A 23961-nucleotide genomic window follows, 5' to 3' on the forward strand; every position below is an offset into this window, starting at 1 on the left:
TAAGACCATAAAAAAACTCCGCAATTTCTTGCGGAGTTACTGTATTTTAATTGATTACTTCGATTTGATTTCTCAATAAATCTTCGAATTCATCTCTTTTTCTGATTAAGTGAGCTTTTCCGTCTAAGAAAAGAACCTCAGCAGGTTTTAGTCTTGAATTAAAGTTTGAGCTCATTTCAAAACCGTAAGCTCCTGCATTATGGAAAGCTAAAATATCACCTTCTCTTACTTCATTCAGTTTTCTGTCCCAAGCGAAAGTATCTGTTTCACAAATATTTCCAACTACGGTATAAATTCTTTCCGCTCCTTTTGGATTAGATAAATTTTCAATCTGATGATAAGAATCGTAGAACATTGGGCGGATCAAATGATTAAATCCAGAATTAACTCCAACAAAAACAGTCGCTGTTGTCTGCTTGATCACATTAGCTTTTACTAAAAGATATCCGCTTTTTCCAACCAAGAATTTTCCTGGCTCAAACCATAATTCGAATTTTTTTCCTGTAGATTTTGAGAACTCAGCGATTACTTTTTCTACTTTTTTACCTAACGTTTTCACATCAGTTTCCTCTTCACTGTCTTGGTAAGGAATTTTAAAACCGCTTCCCATATCCAGATATTTCAGATTCGGGAAATGCTCAGAAAGTTCCAGCATAATATCTAAAGCCTGTAAGAAAACGTCAGGATCTTTGATCTCGCTTCCTGTATGCATGTGAAGACCTTCAACATTCAGATTTGTGCTTTTCATCACTCTTTCGATGTGGCGAACCTGATGAATAGAAATCCCGAATTTACTGTCGATGTGACCCGTTGAGATTTTATAGTTTCCACCTGCAAAAATATGCGGGTTGATTCTTACAAGAATTGGATATGTATTTCCGTATTTGTTACCGAACTGCTCAAGAATAGAGATGTTATCGATATTAATATGTACTCCATGTGTCATTGCTTCCTCGATCTCGGCTAAATCGACACAGTTTGGGGTAAATAATATTTTTTCTTTAGAAAATCCGGCTTTTAAACCTAATTTCACTTCATTAATTGATACACAATCCAAAGAAGCCCCCAAGTTCTTGACATACTTAAGAATGTTGATATTTGTCAACGCCTTCGCTGCATAGAAGAACCTTGTGTGCTTTAAAAAAGAAGATGTAAGCTTTTCGTATTGAATTTTAATCGATTCTGCATCGTAAACGTACACCGGCGTGCCAAACTCATTGGCAATCTTTAATAATTCTTTTGAATTCATAATTTGATTTTAACATAAAAAAAGGCAGATTCTTCGGAAAAAGAGTCTGCCACATTAATTATTTTTATGCAAGACAACTCATTTAAATATTCCAAACCTTAGAGAACTTTACAGTTCCCTTTTTTCCAGTTTTATGTTGTTTAAAATTTTGCATTGCTTTTTTATTCTCTTGCAAAAGTACTATTTATTTTCAGAAAATTAATTTGAAAAGCATTTTCTTCTTAATAAAAATTCTAAAATGTTCTATTATTTCGGCAACGGTAGTGTCTCAAAATCACCGCGAAGCAAGGCCAGTTGCAAGTCGTTATTTAAATCTACCGCTGATAAAGGCAGGTCTATTTTTAATTTAGAAATCATACTCATCGTCTGAATTTGGGTGAAAAGTTCATAAAATCCGTACGAAACAGTTTTCCCGTTTTCTATAATTAAGAATAGTTTTTCTCCTAATTTCCTTCCCTGTCCCAGCCAAAGTTCATTTCTTTTTTTGAAATCTATTTTCTTTTTAAAAATATTAATATCGTTATATTCCTCAAAATTTCCAATAAAATGAACGGCTTTTGTACCTTGAGTAAAGGATTTGAATTTAAGAATCGGCTTCTCTGATTTATTTAATTGATTTTTCTCAACGATATATTTATTATTCCTAAAATAAAGTCCGAAAGGATAAACTTCTCTTTTTTTAATATTTTTTGAATTCAATATCAACTTGGCAATAATATCGGTTCCGGTGAGCTCAAAATTGATTTGTGTAACTTCTAACTGAATTTCTTCCCATCTTTTAGATTTGGAATTAAAAACTTTTTTAGAAAATTTATTAATATCCTGAACATAATCTGAAAAGATGATTTTTCCACTTTCATTTTGAAAATAAACAAAGCCTTTCTCGTTCGGAAGATCTTGCGTTAACTCCTTGATTTTATTGATATAAGTATTTGCATTTGTTTCTTCATGCTGCTCCTGAATGATCTCATTTTTAATATCTTTTGACACCAAAAGTTTGAATAACTCTAATGTAGCTCTTGCATCACCATCTGCTCTGTGATGATTTGTTAACGGAATTCCTAAAGATTTCACCAATTTTCCTAAAGAATAACTTACCTCATCGGGAATCAGTTTTTTAGCTAAAGGAATTGTATCTAAAGTATTGATTTTGAAATCATAACCAAGCCTTGCAAATGATTGGCGAAGCATTCTGTAATCGAAATCAATATTGTGCCCTACCAATGTTGTATTTTGAGTAATTTCTATGACTCTTTTTGCAATTTCATGGAATTTCGGAGCAGTTTTGACCATTTTTGGGGTGATATTGGTCAATTTCTGAACAAAAGGGGTAATATCTCCTTCAGGATTTACAAGAGAAATAAATTGGTCGACAATCTTCTGACCATCATAACGGTAGACAGCAATATCTATAATGCATTCTTTCCTGTAACCTGCACCATTACTTTCTATATCTATTATTGAATACATTATGTCTTGCTATATAGCTAATTTTATGATTAATATTAAATAATTCCTGCCATCAAAACCTGATAAAAATTACTAAACTAAGTACACAACCTATGCCATAATTATAAAATGGTTGTAACCAATCTTTTATCATCCTTTAAATTATTCTTCCAACAACTTATACATCCATATTTTATCGATGAATAAAGGCAGTCCTGCTAAAATAACAAAAATTATATCAAAAAATGTAAATATTGAATTTAAACTGTTTATAATAAAATTGAAACTGCCAAACCAATGAAATAATTTATCTTATCTTTTTCTTCCTCCCAGCCCAAACATACCTAAAATAGCTTTTGCGCCTTCACGCATCAAAGTACTGGTAAAAGTTCTTCCCGCCTGGCTTTTTAAAACCTGTTCAAACATTCCCGGTTCTTCTTTTACAGGTCTCGATTTTTGAGTTGGAGTAGAATTTTGAGCTGCCTGTTCCATTCTGCTCGTCAGCATTTCGTAGGCAGATTCTTTGTTTATATCTTCCTGATATTTAGCGACTAAACTAGAATTATTCACCAACTCTGAAACTTCAGCATCACTTAATACATCCATTCTGGATTCAGGAGAAATTAAATAAGTATGAACCAACGGTGTAGGAATTCCTTTTTCATCTAAAGCAGTAATAAATGCTTCACCAATTCCCAGATTTTGAATTAAATTAGAGGCATTGTAAAACTCCGTTGTCGGATAATTTTCAACCGCTTTTGATATTTCTTTTTTATCTTTTGCCGTAAAACCTCTCAGCGCATGCTGGATTTTTAAACCTAATTGAGAAAGCACACTTTCAGGCACATCGCCCGGAATTTGAGTGATAAAATAAATCCCAACTCCTTTAGAACGAATCAATTTTACCATCGTTTCGATTTGTGAAAGCAATGCTTTTGAAGATTCATCAAACATTAAATGAGCTTCATCAATAAATAAAACCAACTTGGGTTTTCCGCTGTCTCCTTCTTCCGGGAAAGTCATATAAATTTCAGCAAAAAGAGAAAGCATAAACGTAGAGAATAATTGCGGTTTATTCTGAATATCAGCTACTCTTAAAATATTTACAACGCCTTTTCCATCTCTGGTTTCAAGCAGATCATGAACATCAAAACTAAGTTCACCAAAGAAATCTGACGCTCCCTGTTGTTCCAAAGCAACAATTGATCTCAAAATAGCACCCAAAGAAGCAGGAGCAATTGAACCGTAATTAGCAGCTAGCTCTGCCTTGCCTTGTGCATTATCTGTAACGTATTGCAGAACTTTTTTAAGATCATTAAGATCGATCAAAGGCAATCCTTTATCATCAGAATATTTAAAAACAATTGACATGATACTTTGCTGAGTATCATTTAATTCTAAAATTTTACTTAATAAAACAGGACCAAATTCGGTAACGGTAGCTCTCAACTTCACTCCTTTTCCGCCGGAAATTGTCATCAATTCTACCGGAAACGCTTGTGGATTATAGGGAAGCTGTGTTTTAGCATATCTTTCTTCAATAATCGGATTCATTTGCCCGGCTTCTGCAATTCCGGAAAAATCTCCTTTGATATCCAAAACCAAAGACGGAACTCCCGCATGAGAAAGCTGTTCTGCAAAAACCTGCAACGTTTTGGTTTTACCAGTACCTGTCGCTCCCGCAATAAGTCCGTGTCTGTTGATTGTTTTTAAAGGAATGGTTACATTAATTTCTGACACCACTTCACCGTCCAGCATTCCTTTTCCTAGTATAATATGTTCACCTTTTGGGGTATATCTGGGAGTTAATTCTTCAATAAATTTCGCTTTATCTGCCATTTGATCTTTTTTAACTTATAAATATAAAATATTTTATAAAATATTTGATCATCCAAGATAATATTCATGATTAAGTTCACTTTCGAATTTCTATAATTTTTACTTAAATTAGTCTTGCTGATAACGAAAATCCGAGAGAATATTTATTATCATTAAAAACAAAATAAATTTCTTCTTAAGATATTTTCTAAATTAGAATAAATAAAAACTTTATAGATTTACTCTATTATTATTGATATTTTATTTTATCCCGTTTTTAAAAAATAAAACACGATTTTTGTAGATTGAATAATAACAACAAAATTGTTAAAGAAATAAGATGAAAGTTGAACAAATATATACCGGTTGCCTTGCTCAAGGGGCATATTATATAGTATCAGAAAATGAAGCTGTAATTATAGATCCATTAAGAGAAATTAAGCCTTATTTGGAGCGCCTTGAAAAAGACAATGTAACTTTAAAATATATTTTTGAGACCCATTTCCATGCAGATTTTGTTTCGGGACACTTGGATCTAAGTAAGAAAACAGGAGCTCCAATTGTTTACGGACCAACTGCCAACCCCGATTTTGAAGCAATCATTGCGGAGGACAATCAAATTTTCGAGATCGGAAAAGTAAAAATAAAGACTTTACACACTCCAGGTCATACCATGGAAAGTACAACCTATCTTTTGATTGATGAAAATGGTGTTGAAACTGCAATTTTCACAGGAGATACTCTATTTTTAGGAGATGTAGGAAGACCGGATCTTGCTCAAAAAGCAACCAACCTTACTCAAGAAGACCTTGCAGGAATTTTATATGAAAGTTTACACAGCAAAATACTTCCATTAGATGACAGTATTACAGTTTATCCGGCTCATGGAGCGGGTTCTGCATGTGGGAAAAATATGCAGAAAGAAACTGTTGATATTTTGGGAAATCAAAAAAGAACCAATTACGCACTAAATCAACCCGATAAAGAATCTTTTATTAGAGAAGTTTTAGATGGATTAACAGCTCCACCAAAATATTTCGGGATGAATGTTGCCTTGAATAAAGGAGGTTACGAAAGCCTTGACGATGTTATGGACAAAGGATTAAATCCTATTTCTGTTGAAGATTTCGAAAGCTTTGCAGAAGAAACGGGCGCTTTAATTTTAGATACAAGAGGACCTGCCGATTTCCAGAAAGGTTTTATTCCAAATTCTATTAATATTGGATTAAAAGGAGATTTCGCACCTTGGGTTGGGACGTTAATCGTAGATGTAAAACATCCTTTATTACTGGTTTCTGATGAAGGAACAGAAGAAGAAGTAATTACAAGATTGAGCAGAGTTGGATTCGATAATGTTTTAGGATATTTAAAAGGAGGATTTGATTCTTGGAAAAACTCAGACAACGAAATTGATGAAGTAACAAGAATTTCACCTGCCGAATTTGCGGAGCAATTTACTGAAAACACAAAAGTAATTGACGTTAGAAAACTTGGAGAATATTCTGCAGAGCACATTGACAACGCTTACAACAAACCATTAGATACCATCAGTGATTGGGTAAGCACGATCGATGATTCTGAACATTTCTTCTTACATTGTGCAGGAGGTTACAGAAGCATGATCGCGGCAAGCATCCTTAATTCACACGGAATCAGAAACTTCACTGAAATAGAAGGAGGTTTTAACGGAATCAAAAAAACTGAAAAATTTCCAACTTCAGACTTCGTTTGTCAATCAAAAACATTGTAAGATTTTAAATATGAAAAATAAATTTCTCGGATTAATTCTTGTATCAATTTTTGCATTAACTGCATGTAAAACATCAACAACGGCAGCAGAAATTTCGAATGCAAGCATACGAAAAGTGATCAACAGTCCGGATGTAACGTTGGTAGATGTGAGAACTCCGGAACAATACGCTGGAGGATCAGCCAACAACGCCATCAACGTACCCTTAGCTGAAATTATAAACAATCCGACATCTCTGAAAGGCAAAAAAGTAGTTGTTTTCTGTAATAAAGGAGTACAGGCCGACGAAGCATATAAAATCTTAAAGAAAAACGGTGTTGATGTTTATGACGGAACGAGCTGGCAAAATGTAAAAGGCATTCAGGATTCCAGCCTTTAAATATGAAAACTTTTAACTAAAACCAAAAACTATGTCACAAAAATTTCAAGAACTTATTGAATCCGAAAGACCGGTATTGATAGACTTTTTTGCAACCTGGTGTCAGCCATGTAAAGTTCAGTCTTCGGTTTTAAATACGGTTAAAGAAAATGTAGGCCAAGCAGCCAGAATTATAAAAATAGATGTTGATCAATATCCTGCTATTGCCTCTCAATACGGCGTGCGCGGAGTTCCGACGTTAGCCATCTTCAAAAACGGAGAATTACTCTGGAAAGAAAGTGGCGTACATGATGTGAATACGTTGACTCAACTTTTAAAACAATATGAATAGAACTGTGATTTTTCACAGTTTTTTTTTATTTTAAACCACAGATTACACGGATTTGCACATATGTTTGCGCTTTAGTATTTATTTATTAAAAATTATACATAAATATCTGTGCAAATTTGCGAAAATCCGTGGTCAATAATAACTTAAAATTCAATTGAAAAAGAATCTCTATCATTCAAAAACTGAAAATGCTTTCTGAAATCATTTAATTCATTCATATCTAATTCTGCAGAAATGATATTTCCATTTTTCGCAGAAATTTCTTTTCCATCCGCGAAAAAACAATGCGAACTTTCCTGATAAAAAAGATCATTTCCATCGGTTCCTACTCTATTTAAACCAAAAACAAAAGATAAATTCTCAATCGCTCTCGCTTTTAGAAGATGTTCCCAAGCTCCTACTCTTTTTTCAGGCCAGTTGGCAACGTACAAAATTGCATCATAATCATCATTATTTCTCGCAAAAACAGGAAAACGAAGGTCATAACAAACCTGCAGCAAAAATCGTATTCCTTTATAATTAACAATCACCCTTTCCTTTCCGGGAGTGTAGACTTTATCCTCTCCAGAAAAAGAAAACAAATGTCTTTTATCGTAAAAAATAACTTCTGAATCCGGCTGAACGAAATACATTCTGTTATAGAAATTCCCGTTCTCTTCCACAGGAGCGCTTCCACAAAATGCAGCATTCTTTTCTTTAGACAATTTCATTAAAAATGCTAAAGATTCTCCATTTCTGTCTGATACTTCAGATGCATCCATGCAAAAACCTGTTGAAAACATTTCCGGTAAAAGAAATAAATCGGCTTCAATATTTTCTAATTCCTTTTCAATCAATTGAAAATTTCCATCTTTATTTTTCCAGATGATATCTAAATTTAACCCTGCGATCTTCATAAACTTTGTTAAATAACTTCCATAAAAATACGATTTTCCGTTGATTTCGGTTCTATTTTTGATGCGGATATTTTTTAGTAATAACATCGAAAAAGTAAAATTTATGAAGAAATTGGTTTTTATGTTTATGTTAGTATTGGGTGGCGCCTTAGTAAACGCACAGGCCTACACCGGAAGAGGAGATCAAAAAGTTCAATTGGGATTGAGTGCTTGGGGATACGGAACAGGAATTACAGGAACTTATGATTATGGTTTAAATAAATTGATTTCAGTCGGAGGAGGTTTGAATGCTTATTTTAGTGGATATAAAGATGATGATAAAGATAATAGAGTTTTTATCTTCGGAAGATTGAATTTTCACTTGCATGAAGCGTTAGATCTGCCAGAAAAATTAGACATTTATCCTGGTGTAGATGTGGGAGTTCTTGGAAAAGACTTCGGAATCGGCGCTCACATTGGTGCAAGATACTTTTTCACAGAGAAAATCGGGGTATTTGCAGAAGTAGGAAACAATGGCAGTCTCGGAGTTTCGCTTAATTTGTAGAAAATAGTCTGAATATATGACAAAGCTTCTCGTTTCGAGAGGCTTTTTTGTTTGGCATAGTTTTGATAATTGTTACCTTTGCAAATTAAATCTAAATTTTATTAATGGAATTAGCAATCAAGATTTTCCAGTTTATCTTAAGCATCTCTATTTTAGTGGTTCTTCATGAGCTTGGACACTTTTTACCCGCAAAATACTTTAAAACCAAGGTGGAAAAATTCTATCTGTTTTTTGATCCATGGTTCTCAATAGCAAAGAAAAAAATCGGTGAAACAGAATACGGTATCGGATGGCTTCCTTTCGGAGGTTATGTGAAAATTGCCGGAATGGTAGACGAAAGTATGGATACCGAGCAATTGAAGCAACCTGCTCAACCTTGGGAATTCAGAGCAAAACCGGCTTGGCAGAGATTAATTATTATGTTGGGTGGAGTTACGGTAAACTTTTTCTTGGCTTGGTTAATTTACAGCTGTTTATCTCTTTTTAACGGAGAAACATATACAGATCTTACAAAGTTTGAAAACGGAGTTGAAGTAACGGAGGCTGGTAGAAAAATGGGTTTCCAAAATGGTGATAAAATCATCAGCATCGACGGAAAACCAAACGAAAGACTAGAAAATGCTTCCATTAACATCCTTTTAGGTGATAATGTAACTGTTTTAAGAGATGGTAAAGAAGTTACTTTCCCGGTAAATACGGATGGTGTCGCAGAAGTTCTTAAACAAAAAGAAGCAAAACTATACATCAGCCCAAGAATGCCAATGGTTATTGATTCTTTGGCAACGCCTTCATCTAAAGCATCTGGCTTGGCTGTTGGTGATAAAGTTGTTGGAATTAATGGTCAGAAAGTTTCTTTCTTTGATCAGGTAAGTTCTGTTTTAAGTCAAAATAAAGGAAAAGTAATTTCTGTAGAGGTTGAAAGAAACGGAGCGGTTCAAACAATTCCTACAGTTTCAGTTGATAAAAACGGAAAATTAGGCGTACAAATTGCGACTAAAGATCTTGCTAAATCAATTACTACCAATAAACAATATTCTCTCGGAGAATCTATTCCTAGAGGATTTACAAGAACGATTGAAGCATTAACAATGCAGGTTAAGCAGTTCAAAATTATGTTTAACTCAAAAGTTCAAGGATATAAAAACGTTGGTGGGCCAATTGCTATCGTAAAGAATATGCCTGTAAATAAAGCTACAGATGGAAGCATCTCAATTAACTGGCCGGCTTTCTGGAGCTTTACAGCAATGTTCTCTGTTTGGTTAGCATTTCTGAACTTAATTCCTATCCCGGGATTGGATGGTGGACACGTTATTTTTACTTTATATGAAATAATTGTAGGAAAACCAGTACCTCAAAAGGTTTTAGAGAACGCACAAATGATTGGTGTTATCTTCCTGTTAGGCTTAATGTTACTGATCTTTGGAAGTGATATCTTCAAAATATTCACAGGAAAACTATAGAAATATTTAAAATATTTTTAAAAAATATTTGTCTGGTATAAATATTCGTCCTATATTTGCACCACTTAAAAATAAGGACATTCCTCCTTAGCTCAGTTGGTTAGAGCATCTGACTGTTAATCAGAGGGTCCTTGGTTCGAGCCCAAGAGGAGGAGCGAAAGCTAAGAAGAGTTACAAAACATTTTGTAACTCTTTTTTTTGTATACAATTGAAATCTTCTCAACACTCAATATAGATAAACTCACTTCTTTTTATTTTAAAAAAAACCTTAGAAAATAATATCTTGTACATAAAAAAATGAGTTCAATAATTGTAAGACAAGCTGTACCCAATGATTATTCGGCTATTATCGAATTACAAAACGCCAACACTCCGGATCAATTAACAGAAGAGGAAAAGAAGCAAGGATTTGTGATTTCAAGCATGACAGAAGAAACACTGGATGACATCAATAAAAACTTAGGTGTTTTAGTTGCTACTGAAGATAATAGGCTAGCAGGATTTGTATGTCTTACAACAACCAATCCTCTACCAGAGCATCCTGTTGTAAAAGCGATGCATGAAAGTTTTCCGAAACAAATATTTAATAATAAAAGATTGACAGATTATCGAGTGTTTATTTATGGTCCTGTGTTAATAAATTCTAATTGGAGAGGAAAAGGAATCTTGAAAAAGCTATTTGCGGCTGTAAAAGATTTTACTAAAAAAGATTATGATTTGGGAACAGCATTCATCAATGATAAAAACCCACATTCTCTTGCTGTTCATGTTGAAGGTTTAGGAATGACGGCCTTAACTCCTTTTAATTATAAAGATGAAACCTTCCAATTGGTAGTTTTTCCAGTTTAAGTGGCAAAAAGATCGGTTAAAAAAATTATTTTTAAGGAAATTTAATATATATATTATTTTTTCACTTCTATCAATCCATCCCTGGCTATAACTTCAAAATACTGAAAAATAGACAGATAAAAACGTCTTGCTCTTTTCTTCATTAAATAAAATAAAAATCATTAAATAAAAATTCAGTTTTTCTGCTATAATTTGCTTCTAGCACTTGCTTCATATTAATATTCATATTATATTTGCATCACTAAAACAACGGAAAATTCCTCCTTAGCTCAGCTGGTTAGAGCATCTGACTGTTAATCAGAGGGTCCTTGGTTCGAGCCCAAGAGGAGGAGCAAAAAGACTTACATTTCTGTAAGTCTTTTTTATTTTAAATCACTTTAATTTTCTTTATTAATACAATAATCTTATTATCTATAAGAATTATTAACTAAAATTTAACTAACCTGTGTTAAATTAACAAAATTTCTTTCGTAAATTGACGAAGTTAAACCCAAATCAATTTATTATGAAAAAAATACTTTTAATTTCTGGACTTATTCCCTTAGCTTTATCGGCACAAGTAGGAATTAATAACACTGCTCCGACATCAACATTAGACATTACTGCAAAAAATCCTTCAGGACCCGCAACCACCACTGATGGTATTGTTATCCCAAGAATTGACAGAGGAAGAGCGCAGCTAATGACCGGAATAACAACTTCCAATCTTGTTTATATTAATGATATTTCAACAGGAGACCAAACTGGAACAACTCAAGATGTTTCTTCGGTTGGTTTTTATTTTTTTGACGGCACGAAATGGGTTGCCATAATCTCAACTCCAACGAATAACGACTGGCATCTTTTAGGAAACACGGGGACAAATCAGTCCATTAATTTCATCGGAACTATTGATAACCAAAATGTAGTGTTCAGAAGAAATAATGTGGCATCGGGTTTTTTAGGAACCCTGAATACTTCTTTTGGAGTAGGATCTCTGCCACAAACATCTCCAGCTTTCTTTGCTACAGCATTTGGAGGGGGAGCGCTGTCTGTTTCAACAGGACTTGGCGGGAGCGCTTTTGGCTACCAGGCCTTAACTTCAAACACTACAGGAGCTCAAAATACGGCAGTTGGATATCAGGCTTTACGAGCTAACACTACAGGCCTGCAAAATACAGCGTTAGGCTATGGTGCACTTACAGCATTAACCGGAGGCGGAGGTAACGTGGCTGTAGGGTTCAATTCAATGAGTAATTCAAGTTTAGCATCAGGTGGTTTCAACGTAGCTATTGGCAACAGTACATTAATTGGTTTTACAGGTGGTAACGCAAATATAGCTATTGGTGATGGAGCAGGAAATACAGCTGCTGGAGATGGAGGAAGCGCTTTTACCAGCGGAAACAGAAATATAATAATAGGGCACAACCGCGTTCTTCCAAATCCAACCGGAGACAATCAAATGAATATAGGTAATGCTATTTTTGCCAACAATTTATCCACTAACATAAGCACGCTTACCGCCAACGTCGGAATCGGGATATCTACCCCATTAACGAGACTTCATGTTTCAGCAACCACAGCAGAATCAAATAGATACAATATATTTGATGCTCCTGCAGAAACCAATCAATACGGAATTATAGCACTGAGAAATACTTCTGCTCTTGCTACCGGGAATTATTCGCTTTTAGGATTTACAAATAGCGGACCTACCTCTGGCGGTGCAAACTGGGGCGTAGGATCTATCCGTACAGGAGCAACAGCTACAAACGGCAGTGAGGAAGATTTCTACATAGGAAATTCTACCGGATCAACTTTAAATGAACGTTTAAGAATAAAACCTAACACCGGATATGTAGGAATAGGAACTTCAAACCCAACAGCAAGAGTGGAGATATCCTCCGGAACAGCTAATACTTCAGGTTTAAAATTCACCAATATCAACAGCACTACACCACCAACAGCAAATACATCACCATTAGGAATTGATGCTAGTGGAAATGTAGTAGTACAAAGTTCTTTATCTACAAGTTTTAAATCCTTTAACGTAGATGCAAACTCTGCTACAAATTCTCTCCTAACTTTGGGCGGAATCCAGCTAAGATATAATTCAACAACTTGTACAAGCACCAATACATTTGTACAAGTAAGATCTACCACCGGGACTAACAATATCGGAATCATGCACTCTACAAGCACGTCTTCCCAAACAGCTGCCAGCAATGCTTTAATACCGACAACACCTCTTACAATCACAACTACCTTTACAGACATAGCCAATATTCCTGTCAACTGTGTGCAGGATGGCCATGCCCAATTTAATTACTTTTCTTATACCGATAAAACGTTTTACAGGATTAATTTTCATGTTGCGGATGGAGATAGTTTACCTGGGGCAGCAGCTCAAGGATACATCTTTGCAGAATTACAGAGATAACTTATCTGAAATTTTATCATTTTAACAAATTAATAACTATAACGCCATCATTTTGATGGCGTTATTTTTGTTAACTTTGCAGTTTTGTATTTATTTACGAAAATCTTTTTAATTTTTAATATTTTACAAATAAACAGCATACTTTTTGTTTATGCTAAATGCTTGAAGAAACAACAAATGTCAATTAATAACTCCAAATATTATTATTTCTCTTTTTTCCTATTTTTTACAGGTCTTGTCTGTGGCCAGAACTCAGCAAATGGTAAAATTTTAGATGCTAAAACAAATAAAGAAATCAACGGTGTAGATATCTTTATCAATGAGAACAACAAACCCGCTCTCACGACAACTACAGGAAATTTCAGTGTGCAGTCAGACAGTATTATTTATAAATTAAAATTTCTGAGAAAAAACTACGCTCTGGAAACCGTAGATATTACTACTGAAAATGCCAACAATCTTTTTGTAAAACTAGCTCAGGAAAAAGTAGAAAGTATACAGGAGGTTGTTATTCACAACGAAAAACCAAAATACAAGAATAAAAAGGAAAATCCGGCTTACGCAATCATGCAGGAAGTCTGGAAAAGAAAAAGAAATAACGGTTTAGATAAATTCGATACTTATACTTACAAAGAATACGAAAAAATTCAGTTTGATGCCAACAACCTGGATAGTGCTTTTATGAGTAAAAAAATCTTCAATAAATTAGATTTTATATTCGATTATGCAGATTCTACTGCAAGTGGAAAAATAGGACTTCCTATTTTCTTAAATGAATCTATTTATGAAAACTTTGGAAAAAACAAACCCGACAAAAGAACAAAAAGACTTTTAGTTGCTCAGAAAACTTCTGGTTTTCAGGACAATCAGGTAATTTCGATTACTGCAAAAAATCTTTATCGCGATATTAATATTTACGATAATACGATCAATTATTTTGATATAGGATTTCCGAGTCCGGTTGGAGAAACCGGTTTTAGCACTTACGATTATAACTTAGTAGATACGATCTCAATCCGTGGAGAAAATGCCTACAAAATAAGATATTTACCCAAAAGAACTGAGGTTTTAGCTTTCCAAGGATATCTTTATATAGATACAGACAGCTATGCAGTTTTGGGAGCAACTTTAAAATCGACTCAAAAAATCAATGTGAATTTCATTAATTCAATTTCAACGGAACTTGAATATGATAATCCTGACGAGAATACTTTTCTACCTAAAAAATTCGTCACAGAGATCGAACTAACCCCTTTTGCCAAGAAAAAAACATCAAAAAGCATCATTGCTAAAAGATCTGTAGATTATTCAAATTATGAATTTAATAAGCCTTTAGAAGATAAAGTTTTTGTACGCAGAGAAGAAGAATATGAAAATAATTTTGTTGATAAAGATGATGCTTATTGGGTAAAAGCCAGACCAGACTCTTTATCTAAAAGCGAACAGGGAGTTTACGAAATGCTTGATAAGCTTCAGCAAACACCAAAATTCAACAGAATTGTAAAAATTTATGAGACCTTGGCTTCCGGCTATTACAATGCATTTAAAGGAATAGATATTGGTCCAATATTCTCAATTTACGGAAAAAATGAAGTTGAAGGAGATAGAATAAGATTGGGAGCAAGAACCTATTTTGGGCAAAATGACCCGTGGAGAATTCAGTTTTATACAGCGTACGGATTTAAAGATCAACAGGTTAAATATGGTGTTGAAGGTCGATACATGTTCAACAGAGTCAACAGATTTATGATCGGAGGTGGAAACCGAAGAGACATTCTGCAACTTGGTGTTCAGTTGACAACCGATGACGGTATCATGGCTCGTTCATTTGCTTCATCTACAGTTTTTGCAAGAGGAGAAAATGCTTCATTAAGCTCATTAAATCAAACAAACATATTCACATCCATTGAGCCTTGGAAAAACTTCCAAATTCGTGTTGACGGAACAATGCAAAGCATTAAATCTGCCAACCCGGACGGATTTAGTCTAATGTATTACAGAAATGGTGATCTAAGAAAAACACTTAATGACTCTCACGTTACGATTAGTTTGATTGCAAGACCGGGAGCAAAGTTTTCTCAGACCGGCGTCGACAGATACGAGCATGGAACTTTAGCGCCAACAATCGTTTTAAAGTATACGAGAGGTATCGAAGGTCTCTTTAATGCAGATTTTAACTATAATAAGCTTCAATTCATGTTCTACAAACCTCTTTTGATAGGAAGTTGGGGTAAAACGTTAATTAATTTTGAAGCGGGTAAAAACTTCAACACCGTTCCATTGGCTTTACAGAATGTTATTCCTGGAAACCAGTCTTACAGCTTGGTTGGAAATACTTTTGCACAGCTTAATTATTATGAATTTGTTGCAGATACTTATACAACACTACATTTAGAACATCATTTTAACGGAAAAATACTTTCTTATATCCCTTTAATTAAAAAATTGAAATTAAGAGAAGTTGCTTTCATCAGAGGTGCTTACGGAACATTAAGCGATGCCTCAAAATCGATCAATGTTGAAGGCTTTAAATATTCTGCTCCGAGCGAGCATGTTTATTATGAATATGGTTTCGGGATCGAGAACATCGGTTTCGGGAACTTAAGAATTTTCAGAGTAGATTTCAACTGGCGTGGCAATTATCTCGACAGACCGGATATTTCCAAATTCGGGATCAAAGCAGGATTCCAAGTCGGTTTTTAAATAAAATATAAATCTCCTTTACAATGATAAAGGAGATTTTTTTTGTTAAGATTCTGATGGATAACCTTTGCAGCTGTTACAATGAGCTACAATATAGACTATGTTACAAGATGGTCTTTCACCTTCCGGGATCTTGCAATACACATCACATGGCAAACAATCTTTTCCCGGAAGTGCTCCTCCCATTACACTTTTAAGTTGTCCTCTGTTGATTTTCTTTAAATTTTTCATAATGATTAATATTTAGTTTGATGCTTTAATTAAACATTGGAAATTTAAGAAAATTATTCTTTACATCATTAACTAAAAAAGACATTGAAAATAATCTGGAAGATTCAGATTCTTATAGGATGACAAACTTTGTAGATTTTACAAATATTTAAAAACACGACAACAGCCCTAGCCCTGATTGAAGCATTTGTTTGAGCTCATTTTTCCAGGTTTTGGCTGCGGCGGCTTTGCCGTCGCTGCCAAAAACTGGAAAAATAGCGAGTGCGGAAAGCAGGAAAAAGCTTTAAATAAAGATGCTTTTCGATGTAATCAATTGCTTCAAACAAAAAAATCCCCGACCAAAGGCCGAGGATTAACTTTTATAAAACGCTTAAATAATTATGCGTTTGGTTCTACAGATACGAAAGATCTGTTATTTGCTTTCTTTCTGAAAACTACTTTACCGTCTACTAGAGCAAACAAAGTGTGGTCTTTACCCATTCCCACGTTAGTACCTGGGTGGTGTTGCGTACCTCTTTGTCTGATAATAATGTTTCCGGCAATAGCTTCTTGTCCTCCGAAGATCTTCACACCTAATCTTTTAGAGTGAGATTCTCTACCGTTCTTGGAACTACCGACTCCTTTCTTGTGTGCCATTTTATTACAGTATTATTTATTAAGTGCTTTAAATTGATCAATGTTCTTAACGATAGCAGCATCTACTTCTTCGTGAGTAAGAACAGTTTTCTCTAATTCAACTTTAACTGCTTTACCTAAAGTAATTAAAGTTTCTCTGTTTTCTTTAGACTGAGACAAGTTGTTTTTCTTCAAGTGATAGTTCAACTCGTGATCTTCACTAAAGTTAACAGTTGCGTTGTCTGAAAGAACTTCAGCTTTCACAGTTTCTTTTTTAGCAGCTTTCTTTGGTGCTCCTTCAAAACCAGTGATACCAGTGATTTGAATTTGAGTTAAAGATTGTCTGTGACCATTTTTCACCTGATAACCTTTTCTTCTTTTCTTTTTGAAAACGATTACTTTATCAGCTTTTACATGATCTAAAATTTCAGCATCTACTACGATACCGCTTACAGCTGGGGCGCCAACAGTGATTGAACCGTTTACAGTAAGAAGAATCTTATCGAAAGATACTTTATCTCCTTTTTCTCCTTTCAAACGGTTTACAAACAACTTCTGGTCTTGCTCAACTTTGTATTGAAGCCCTGCTATTTCTACAATTGCAAACATTGTTTATAAATTTTTAGTTAATTCGAGGTGCAAATATAAGAATTAATTTTTAATTACCTTATAATCAAATCAATCTTTTTTACAAGATAAACATTTCACTATGCTTTGAATAATTTTTAACATTAATTTGCTCGTTCATAACAGATTATTTTATACCTTCGTTTTCACCAAAAAATATTTTATATGAAAATGAACTTTAATTTCTGCTTAATAGCAGGAGCAATTGCTGCATTCTCACTGACAGCATGTAACGACGACAAAATGGAAGACAGCGTTCTTCCGGAATCTCAAACTGAAACTTCAAAAATCGAACAACCCGGAGATATGCAAAAGCAATGTTCCTATGTTGATCAGTACTGGAGCTCAAGTGCGGTTTTGAAAACTGTTCTTAAAACAACAACTGACACCAACTTCATGAATGCTCAGATGTCTAACATCATTAGCCTTTGGGGAGGAACGAGTTTAACTTTCAGATTTGTGGATGATGCATCAAACCCAAATTCAACGTACAATGCAATTTCATACTCAAATGGAAAAATCTATTATGGATATGCCATTTATTATGATGCAAAAGCAAAAGGCGGCGATATTGTAAACGCCATGATTCTTGCTCACGAGTACGGACATCAGCTTCAGTATCGTTACGATTTACCTTCTGTAAGTGAATCTACAGCAAGACCAAATGAGTTGGAAGCTGACGGTTTTGCAGGATATTATTTGAGAAGACCAAACGGTTACAACCAAACAACATTTGCTCAAATTGCAGCAGCTTACGAATTTGCTCAGAGCATTGGAGATTATCAGACTACAAGTGCAGGACACCACGGAACTCCGCCACAAAGAAGATCTGCAGTTCGTTTAGGCTTCCTTTTAGGACAGTACAATCTTTCTGCTGCCGATTTTGATTATAACTTCTTCTATTACTATCAAGGAGTTTTAAATGGAACTTACAAACAGGCAAAAAACACCAGAAATCCTGAAATTGATGCTTATATGAGTCAATATATAGACGAATTAAGAAAAATTCAGACTGGGGAAATTTCAGCTGAAGAGTTTAAAGATCTTAAGTAAACATTCATTTTTAGTATATTTAAAGAAAGGAGGTAAACGATTCGCTTTACCTCTTTTTATTTATTAGAAATAATTCCTAAACTTTATTTACTTTTGAAGATTATCATATATAATAATGAATAGAGATCTCTACATTGATTTTGCAAAAGGACTGGCAACGCTTTCCATTATATTTATTCATACCGCTTTTTGGTCAGGGCAATTTTATATTCCGGCCGAGGTAAGAGTATTTTCTTTGGTTTTTGATGTGGCTCTATTCTATGCTTTAAGTGGAATTACATCCGGCAACAATATCGAGAAAACTTTTTACAGATTATTAAAATTACAGATCACCTACATGATCTTTGTAACATTTTTGTTCTTTTTAGATTACTTTTTTAAAGTTTTTGGGCTGAATTTTTTCTCTTTAGAATGGCTTCAGAAATTCTATTTAACATTTGGTTCAAAATACGCTACAACAAGCATTTCTATGGAACCACAATGGCAAAATCTCGGAAACTGGTATCTTCATCAATACACAAATGCAGACACTTTTCCTGTAGTGATGGGAAGTTTTTGGTATTTGAAAGTGTATTTTATTTTAACCGTTTTTGGAGTTTTAATTTTAAAATTCTTTCCAAAACACATCAATTGGTTTATCGGGATTTGCATTGGTTTAACTTTACTATTTAATATTTTTCCTTGGTTTTATCCAACAGGACAAGTTGGTTATGTAGCGTTTTATATGGCTATTTTCTTAATTGCCAACAGAATGCGCGGAAAAACAATCCCAACCAAGATGATTCCGGTACTTTACGGGATTGTTGCGTTTGCATTAGCTTGGATGTTTTGGTATTATGGAAGTGAAATTTTTTATAAAATCAATAAAAATAAATTCCCTCCAAAGATTCCTTATATAATATGGAGCCTATTTTCTTTGACTACCCTATTCGTTTTTTACAACAGATTAAAAATTATTAAAGAGAATTTTGTAACCTACATCGGGAAAAACGCGATTTTTTTCTATTTCGCTCAAGGATTAAGTTCATCACTTGTATATTTTCTCGTTGTTCCATTGAAAGAAAATATGCCTTGGTGGATTTTAATGGTATTAATTTATATCATTAATATCATTCTAGCATTTATTATTTCAGCAGGATTGAAGAAAGTCGATAGTTTTGGCTGGAATATTTTGGAGATCTTAAGAAGAAAAACCGAAGTTAAATAAATTAATCTCCTTTCCTTCCTCCTCTTACTAAAAGAGCAACAATAATAATTAAAACAACAGCTCCAATAATAAGATAAGTAGGTTCAGCATACCATTCTGTTGTAGTGGTCGTTTTAGTTTCATTTGTGCTTACAGCCGTTTTTGCAGAATTTTCCTGAGCAAAAGCAAAACAAGAAAAAGCAAATGTCAAAATAAGAGAAAGAAATCCGTTTAATTTGTTTTTTAAAATTGTAATTGTTTCCATGATGGTTTAAATTTTTAATTATATTTTAATAATATCAAATAAAATACCATAAAATTTAAATGAATTAATTAACAACATAAAAATTATAAAATCAAGACAATAATAAAACTTCTTAGTTATCGCAATTTATTTTAATTTTACAAAAAATTTATACAATGTTTAAGTTGAAACTTCTTACCGACCCAAGATGGGCAAATATTGCAGAAGGAAATCTCGGAGAAATTTTGACCGATCATGCTTGGTGTGAGCAGAAAGCTACAACAAACGCTATAAGTTTGATCAATATGCTTCCTGAACATCCGGAAATCGTAACAGAACTTATTGCTATCGCTCAGGAAGAGCTTGACCATTTTAGTCAGGTTCACGAGATCATTAAGAAAAGAGGATTTGTTTTTGGGAAAGCAAGAAAAGATGATTATGTCAATGAATTGGCTAAATTTGTCGTTCAGGGAAGCCGAGAAGATTTAATTGTTGATAAATTACTTTTCGCTGCCATGATTGAAGCGAGAAGCTGTGAACGTTTTAAAGTACTTACAGAAAACATTAAAGATGAAGAGCTTGTCGTTTTCTACAGAGAACTAATGATCTCAGAAGCAAATCATTATACAACATTTATAGGCTTTGCAAGACAATTGGGAGATCCCGAAAAAGTAAACAAGCGTTGGGAAGAATGGCTGGAATATGAAGCCAATATCATCAAATCATACGGCAATAAAGAAACAATACACGGTTAAAATAAATACAGTAAACAAACGTTGAAAAAATTAACTTTCGAGAATATCACTAATTTTTTTCTGAAAAATTTCTTTCAGGGATTGGTGATTATTGGCCCAATCGGACTTACCATCTTTGTCATTTGGTACGTTGTTACGTCTGTTGACAATATTATTCCGTCTGTTGCCAAAGAAATTCCGGGGCTGGTCTTTATTTCAACGATTTTAATTACTGCTCTTCTAGGATTTTTAGGAAATAAATTCGTTGTCGGAAAATTCTTTTTCGACTTGGTGGATCGGTTACTTGAAAAAACTCCCGGTGTAAAACATATCTACACCCCAACCAAAGACGTAATGTCCTCATTTGTAGGAGACAAGAAAAAATTCAACGATCCTGTCTGGGTAAAAACAAATGAAAGCCCAGAGATCTGGAGAATCGGATTTTTAACGCAAAAAGAAATGGAAGATGTAGACAAACACAACTATGTTGCCGTTTACCTTCCTCATTCTTACGCTATTTCGGGCTGGGTAATTGTAACTGAAGAAAAAAACATCAAACCTGTAGTGGGAATGACCGCAGCTTCGGCAATGAAATTTGCTGTAAGTGGCGGTGTAGCAGGCTTCCATTCAGACGACAATATATTTAAAGCTCCAGAGTAAGTTTCTTTTACTCTTTTAAATATACATGATGAATTTGAATTTATTTCAAACAATTTTTCTTTACAAACAATCTAATAAATAATTAACTCATGAATTTACCGTACGCGGAACCTTTCCGCATTAAAATGATTGAAGAGATCCGTCAATCAACAAGAGAAGAGAGAGAGCAGTGGCTAAAAGACGCTAACTATAATTTATTTAATCTAAAATCTTCACAGGTTTATATTGATCTTTTAACAGATTCAGGAACCGGAGCAATGTCTGACAGACAATGGGGAGCCTTGATGACAGGAGACGAAAGCTATGCAGGTTCTCGTTCATTCGAGCAATTACACCAAACTGTACAGGATATCACAGGTTTCAAATATCTTTTACCTACGCACCAGGGAAGAGCTGCTGAGAACGTTTTATTTTCAGTATTAGTAAAAGATGGTGATGTAGTTCCCGGGAACTCTCACTTTGATACGACAAAAGGTCACATCGAGTTCAGAAAAGCACACGCGATCGACTGTACGATTGACGAGGCTTTTGATATTAATAATTTACATCCATTCAAAGGAAATATCGATCTTGAAAAACTGGAAGAAGTTTATAAAAGTCATCCAAAAGAAAAGATTCCTTTCTGTTTAATTACCATTACATGTAACTCTTCTGGAGGACAGCCTGTTTCTTTAGAAAACATGAAAGCGGTAAGAGAACTTTCCAACAAGTATGGAGTTCCGGTTTTCTTTGACTCGGCAAGATTCGCAGAAAACGCTTATTTCATCAAAAAAAGAGAAAAAGGTCAGGAAAACAGATCGATCAAAGACATTTGCAAAGAAGTTTTCTCTTATGGAGACGGAATGACAATGAGTTCTAAAAAGGATGGATTGGTAAACATCGGAGGTTTCATCGCTTTGAATAGTGAAGAGGTTTTCAGAAAAGCATCAAGTTTCACCATTATCTACGAAGGTTTCATTACTTATGGTGGAATGGCAGGAAGAGACATGGCAGCTTTGGCTGTTGGTCTTGATGAAGCAACAGAATTTGCTTATCTGGAAAGCAGAATTTCTCAGGTTGAATATCTTGGTCATAAATTAATTGAATACGGAATTCCTGTTCAGAAACCAATCGGTGGACACGCGGTTTTTATTGATTCTTTAGATTTCTTACCGAATGTTGAACGTTCGGAATATCCAGCACAAACTTTAGGCCTTGAGATCTACAAAGAAGCAGGAATCAGAACTGTAGAAATCGGAACTTTATTGGCAGACAGAGATCCTGAAACAAGAGAAAACCGTTATCCTAAGTTGGAATTGGTACGTTTGGCGATTCCTAGAAGAACGTATACAAACAATCACATGGATTATATTGCCGCTGCAATCAAAAATGTTTACGAAAGACGTGATGACATTGCAAAAGGATACAAAATAACATGGGAGCCAGAACTTCTGAGACACTTCACAGTGCAATTGGAAGAAGCATAAAATTAAACCGAGTTAGTTCTCGGTTTTTTATTTCTTATCCGTTAAAGTACTCTTCTTAAAAAATACAGATTTATTAAATTTTACATCTTATTTATCAGATATTTAGAATATATTTTATTTATTACGTAAAATTAATGAATATAATTAACCTACATTTGTATTTACTTTAATTTTAAGTAAAAATCACTCAAACACTAACTTGAAATCCCTTTATTCCGAAAATGAACAAAATTGCTATCATTGGCGCTGGAATTTCCGGTCTGAGCATGGCGAATTACTTAGAAAAACACAAGATTGATTACCACATTTACGAAAGAAGAAAAAAAGACGATTCCACAGGACACGGTTTTTTATTGCCACAAGAAGGCATTGAACAATTGTCCCTTATCGTCGACAAAGAGAAACTCTTCAAACACGGTAATTTTTTAAAAAAGTACATTCAGTATTCGCACAAAGGAGAAAAAATTGCAGAAAAAACATTAAATAATGTTTTCGTAATAGCAAGAAGCTCATTAATTGAAATCTTATCCCAAAATATTCCTCAAGAAAAAATCAGCTATGAAAAAACAATTACTTTTTCTAACAACAAAAAATTAAAAGAAACCGACGGCTCATTTATTGATTCTGATATCATCATCGTTTCCGACGGATCAAAGAGCAGAATCAGAAGACAAATATTCACCAATGAAGTAATGAATACCGTTCGTGAAAACGAAGTTGTAAATATCATTGAAAATAATGATATTGCCAACCATCTTGAAAATAATTTCATGAAATTTCATCACGAAAATGGCGGTTTAACCTTCGGAATCCTTAAACTTTCTGAAGATAAAATTTTATGGTATTCACAGTTTGATCCAATCAAATATCAATTTGATGACGAATGCTCTGTAGATCGTTTAAAGGAATATATGTTTGATATTTTTGATGATTGGAATCCTTTGGTTTCATCAATTATAAAAGAATCCAGTTATGAAAACGTGCATTTATGGAGGGTTTATGAGCTTGAAAAACTTAATCCATTTTATAAAGACAACACAGTGTTTATCGGTGACGCAGCACATCCACTAATTCCTTTTACAAGTCAGGGAGTCACCTCAGCGTTGAAAGACTCTTTTGCTTTAACTAAATTTTTAATTGAAGAAAAAGATCTGCAACAGGCATTCAGAAAATACGAACAGGAAAGAAAAGCTGAAATCGAGATCCATATCAAAAACGGAAGAATGTTATTAGAACAATTCTTGCTTCCGCTTGACCAGCAAACAGAAAATATTTTACCAATCTCTTATAAATAAAGA

At 34.1% G+C, this 23961-nt stretch carries 22 protein-coding genes and 2 tRNA genes; 16 read left to right on the plus strand and 8 right to left on the minus strand.

Features of this window, described 5'->3' with window-relative positions:
- Nucleotides 1-46 precede the first annotated feature (46 nt).
- The 3 genes from lysA to EG348_RS05920 all read right to left on the minus strand — a co-directional run bounded on the left by lysA (nt 47) and on the right by EG348_RS05920 (nt 4537).
- Nucleotides 47-1249 carry a diaminopimelate decarboxylase gene (lysA, locus tag EG348_RS05910; RefSeq protein WP_185145499.1) on the minus strand — a complete coding sequence of 401 codons (1203 nt, stop codon included), beginning with the start codon at nt 1247-1249 and terminating at the stop codon, nt 47-49.
- A gap of 246 nt (nt 1250-1495) precedes the next feature.
- Complete coding sequence (locus EG348_RS05915) at nt 1496-2719, minus strand: PolC-type DNA polymerase III (protein ID WP_123981539.1); 1224 nt, start codon at nt 2717-2719, stop codon at nt 1496-1498.
- A 291-nt stretch (nt 2720-3010) separates the two neighbouring features.
- Entirely contained in the window at nt 3011-4537 is a 1527-nt protein-coding gene (locus EG348_RS05920; RefSeq protein WP_123981541.1) for a helicase HerA-like domain-containing protein, read from the minus strand.
- A 319-nt stretch (nt 4538-4856) separates the two neighbouring features.
- Here EG348_RS05920 and EG348_RS05925 point away from each other — a divergent pair, with 319 nt between their 5' ends.
- The 3 genes from EG348_RS05925 to EG348_RS05935 are packed head-to-tail and all read left to right on the plus strand — an operon-like array spanning nt 4857 to nt 6976.
- Nucleotides 4857-6266 carry an MBL fold metallo-hydrolase gene (locus tag EG348_RS05925; protein WP_123981543.1) on the plus strand — a complete coding sequence of 470 codons (1410 nt, stop codon included), beginning with the start codon at nt 4857-4859 and terminating at the stop codon, nt 6264-6266.
- A gap of 10 nt (nt 6267-6276) precedes the next feature.
- Nucleotides 6277-6645 (plus strand): rhodanese-like domain-containing protein, encoded by a 369-nt coding sequence (locus EG348_RS05930; protein WP_123981545.1) that lies wholly within the window; start codon nt 6277-6279, stop codon nt 6643-6645.
- 31 nt (nt 6646-6676) lie between these two features.
- Nucleotides 6677-6976: a thioredoxin family protein gene (locus EG348_RS05935; RefSeq protein ID WP_123981547.1), complete on the plus strand. Its 300-nt coding sequence runs from the start codon at nt 6677-6679 to the stop codon at nt 6974-6976.
- A gap of 143 nt (nt 6977-7119) precedes the next feature.
- On the opposite strand, the gene EG348_RS05940 is transcribed toward EG348_RS05935, so the two are convergent.
- A complete protein-coding gene (locus EG348_RS05940; RefSeq protein ID WP_123985028.1) occupies nt 7120-7872 on the minus strand; it encodes a nitrilase-related carbon-nitrogen hydrolase in 753 nt (250 codons plus the stop codon).
- Between the two features lie 103 nt (nt 7873-7975).
- Between EG348_RS05940 and EG348_RS05945 the strand changes: the two genes are divergently transcribed.
- The 7 genes from EG348_RS05945 to EG348_RS05975 all read left to right on the plus strand — a co-directional run bounded on the left by EG348_RS05945 (nt 7976) and on the right by EG348_RS05975 (nt 15847).
- A complete protein-coding gene (locus tag EG348_RS05945) occupies nt 7976-8416 on the plus strand; it encodes a DUF6646 family protein (protein ID WP_123981549.1) in 441 nt (146 codons plus the stop codon).
- Nucleotides 8417-8520: 104 nt separating this feature from the next.
- Nucleotides 8521-9876, plus strand: a complete 1356-nt coding sequence (gene rseP, locus EG348_RS05950; RefSeq protein ID WP_123981551.1) for an RIP metalloprotease RseP — start codon at nt 8521-8523, stop codon at nt 9874-9876.
- 81 nt (nt 9877-9957) lie between these two features.
- Nucleotides 9958-10031, plus strand: a tRNA-Asn gene (locus EG348_RS05955).
- Nucleotides 10032-10173: 142 nt separating this feature from the next.
- Entirely contained in the window at nt 10174-10725 is a 552-nt protein-coding gene (locus tag EG348_RS05960; RefSeq protein ID WP_228414838.1) for a GNAT family N-acetyltransferase, read from the plus strand.
- Between the two features lie 258 nt (nt 10726-10983).
- Nucleotides 10984-11057, plus strand: a tRNA-Asn gene (locus EG348_RS05965).
- A gap of 173 nt (nt 11058-11230) precedes the next feature.
- A complete protein-coding gene (locus tag EG348_RS05970) occupies nt 11231-13144 on the plus strand; it encodes a beta strand repeat-containing protein (RefSeq protein ID WP_123981553.1) in 1914 nt (637 codons plus the stop codon).
- A 177-nt stretch (nt 13145-13321) separates the two neighbouring features.
- Nucleotides 13322-15847: a DUF5686 family protein gene (locus EG348_RS05975; protein WP_123981555.1), complete on the plus strand. Its 2526-nt coding sequence runs from the start codon at nt 13322-13324 to the stop codon at nt 15845-15847.
- A 45-nt stretch (nt 15848-15892) separates the two neighbouring features.
- On the opposite strand, the gene EG348_RS05980 is transcribed toward EG348_RS05975, so the two are convergent.
- The 3 genes from EG348_RS05980 to rplU all read right to left on the minus strand — a co-directional run bounded on the left by EG348_RS05980 (nt 15893) and on the right by rplU (nt 17302).
- Nucleotides 15893-16078 (minus strand): bacteriocin-like protein, encoded by a 186-nt coding sequence (locus tag EG348_RS05980; protein ID WP_123981557.1) that lies wholly within the window; start codon nt 16076-16078, stop codon nt 15893-15895.
- 378 nt (nt 16079-16456) lie between these two features.
- Nucleotides 16457-16714 carry a 50S ribosomal protein L27 gene (gene rpmA, locus EG348_RS05985; RefSeq protein ID WP_034701234.1) on the minus strand — a complete coding sequence of 86 codons (258 nt, stop codon included), beginning with the start codon at nt 16712-16714 and terminating at the stop codon, nt 16457-16459.
- A gap of 12 nt (nt 16715-16726) precedes the next feature.
- On the minus strand, nt 16727-17302 hold the full coding sequence (gene rplU / locus EG348_RS05990; protein WP_072409112.1) for a 50S ribosomal protein L21: 576 nt from the start codon (nt 17300-17302) through the stop codon (nt 16727-16729).
- A 183-nt stretch (nt 17303-17485) separates the two neighbouring features.
- Between rplU and EG348_RS05995 the strand changes: the two genes are divergently transcribed.
- Nucleotides 17486-18373: a metalloprotease gene (locus EG348_RS05995; RefSeq protein WP_123981559.1), complete on the plus strand. Its 888-nt coding sequence runs from the start codon at nt 17486-17488 to the stop codon at nt 18371-18373.
- Between the two features lie 115 nt (nt 18374-18488).
- Complete coding sequence (locus EG348_RS06000; protein ID WP_123981561.1) at nt 18489-19580, plus strand: acyltransferase family protein; 1092 nt, start codon at nt 18489-18491, stop codon at nt 19578-19580.
- A 1-nt stretch (nt 19581) separates the two neighbouring features.
- Here the strand turns inward: EG348_RS06000 and EG348_RS06005 are convergent, their stop codons facing one another.
- Entirely contained in the window at nt 19582-19824 is a 243-nt protein-coding gene (locus EG348_RS06005; protein WP_123981563.1) for a hypothetical protein, read from the minus strand.
- Between the two features lie 155 nt (nt 19825-19979).
- Here EG348_RS06005 and EG348_RS06010 point away from each other — a divergent pair, with 155 nt between their 5' ends.
- The 4 genes from EG348_RS06010 (at nt 19980) to EG348_RS06025 (ending at nt 23958) form a co-directional block, all read left to right on the plus strand.
- Nucleotides 19980-20558, plus strand: a complete 579-nt coding sequence (locus EG348_RS06010; RefSeq protein ID WP_072409127.1) for a tRNA-(ms[2]io[6]A)-hydroxylase — start codon at nt 19980-19982, stop codon at nt 20556-20558.
- Nucleotides 20559-20579: 21 nt separating this feature from the next.
- Complete coding sequence (locus tag EG348_RS06015; RefSeq protein WP_123981565.1) at nt 20580-21197, plus strand: DUF502 domain-containing protein; 618 nt, start codon at nt 20580-20582, stop codon at nt 21195-21197.
- A gap of 89 nt (nt 21198-21286) precedes the next feature.
- Nucleotides 21287-22663 (plus strand): tryptophanase, encoded by a 1377-nt coding sequence (locus tag EG348_RS06020; protein WP_123981567.1) that lies wholly within the window; start codon nt 21287-21289, stop codon nt 22661-22663.
- Between the two features lie 221 nt (nt 22664-22884).
- Nucleotides 22885-23958 carry an FAD-dependent monooxygenase gene (locus EG348_RS06025; protein WP_123981569.1) on the plus strand — a complete coding sequence of 358 codons (1074 nt, stop codon included), beginning with the start codon at nt 22885-22887 and terminating at the stop codon, nt 23956-23958.
- Nucleotides 23959-23961 lie beyond the last annotated feature (3 nt).

It is taken from the genome of Chryseobacterium sp. G0201, from assembly GCF_003815655.1.
Taxonomy (GTDB): domain Bacteria; phylum Bacteroidota; class Bacteroidia; order Flavobacteriales; family Weeksellaceae; genus Chryseobacterium.

Coding starts and splice junctions, on each gene's coding strand:
- EG348_RS06025 (WP_123981569.1), top strand. CDS start 22,885: ATGAACAAAATTGCTATCATTGGCGCTGGAATTTCCGGTCTGAGCATG.
- EG348_RS05960 (WP_228414838.1), top strand. CDS start 10,174: ATGAGTTCAATAATTGTAAGACAAGCTGTACCCAATGATTATTCGGCT.
- rplU (WP_072409112.1), bottom strand. CDS start 17,302: ATGTTTGCAATTGTAGAAATAGCAGGGCTTCAATACAAAGTTGAGCAA.
- EG348_RS05935 (WP_123981547.1), top strand. CDS start 6,677: ATGTCACAAAAATTTCAAGAACTTATTGAATCCGAAAGACCGGTATTG.
- EG348_RS05975 (WP_123981555.1), top strand. CDS start 13,322: ATGTCAATTAATAACTCCAAATATTATTATTTCTCTTTTTTCCTATTT.
- EG348_RS06005 (WP_123981563.1), bottom strand. CDS start 19,824: ATGGAAACAATTACAATTTTAAAAAACAAATTAAACGGATTTCTTTCT.
- EG348_RS05945 (WP_123981549.1), top strand. CDS start 7,976: ATGAAGAAATTGGTTTTTATGTTTATGTTAGTATTGGGTGGCGCCTTA.
- rseP (WP_123981551.1), top strand. CDS start 8,521: ATGGAATTAGCAATCAAGATTTTCCAGTTTATCTTAAGCATCTCTATT.
- EG348_RS05915 (WP_123981539.1), bottom strand. CDS start 2,719: ATGTATTCAATAATAGATATAGAAAGTAATGGTGCAGGTTACAGGAAA.
- EG348_RS05930 (WP_123981545.1), top strand. CDS start 6,277: ATGAAAAATAAATTTCTCGGATTAATTCTTGTATCAATTTTTGCATTA.
- EG348_RS05980 (WP_123981557.1), bottom strand. CDS start 16,078: ATGAAAAATTTAAAGAAAATCAACAGAGGACAACTTAAAAGTGTAATG.
- rpmA (WP_034701234.1), bottom strand. CDS start 16,714: ATGGCACACAAGAAAGGAGTCGGTAGTTCCAAGAACGGTAGAGAATCT.
- EG348_RS05995 (WP_123981559.1), top strand. CDS start 17,486: ATGAAAATGAACTTTAATTTCTGCTTAATAGCAGGAGCAATTGCTGCA.
- EG348_RS05925 (WP_123981543.1), top strand. CDS start 4,857: ATGAAAGTTGAACAAATATATACCGGTTGCCTTGCTCAAGGGGCATAT.
- lysA (WP_185145499.1), bottom strand. CDS start 1,249: ATGAATTCAAAAGAATTATTAAAGATTGCCAATGAGTTTGGCACGCCG.
- EG348_RS06020 (WP_123981567.1), top strand. CDS start 21,287: ATGAATTTACCGTACGCGGAACCTTTCCGCATTAAAATGATTGAAGAG.
- EG348_RS06010 (WP_072409127.1), top strand. CDS start 19,980: ATGTTTAAGTTGAAACTTCTTACCGACCCAAGATGGGCAAATATTGCA.
- EG348_RS06000 (WP_123981561.1), top strand. CDS start 18,489: ATGAATAGAGATCTCTACATTGATTTTGCAAAAGGACTGGCAACGCTT.
- EG348_RS05970 (WP_123981553.1), top strand. CDS start 11,231: ATGAAAAAAATACTTTTAATTTCTGGACTTATTCCCTTAGCTTTATCG.
- EG348_RS05920 (WP_123981541.1), bottom strand. CDS start 4,537: ATGGCAGATAAAGCGAAATTTATTGAAGAATTAACTCCCAGATATACC.
- EG348_RS05940 (WP_123985028.1), bottom strand. CDS start 7,872: ATGAAGATCGCAGGGTTAAATTTAGATATCATCTGGAAAAATAAAGAT.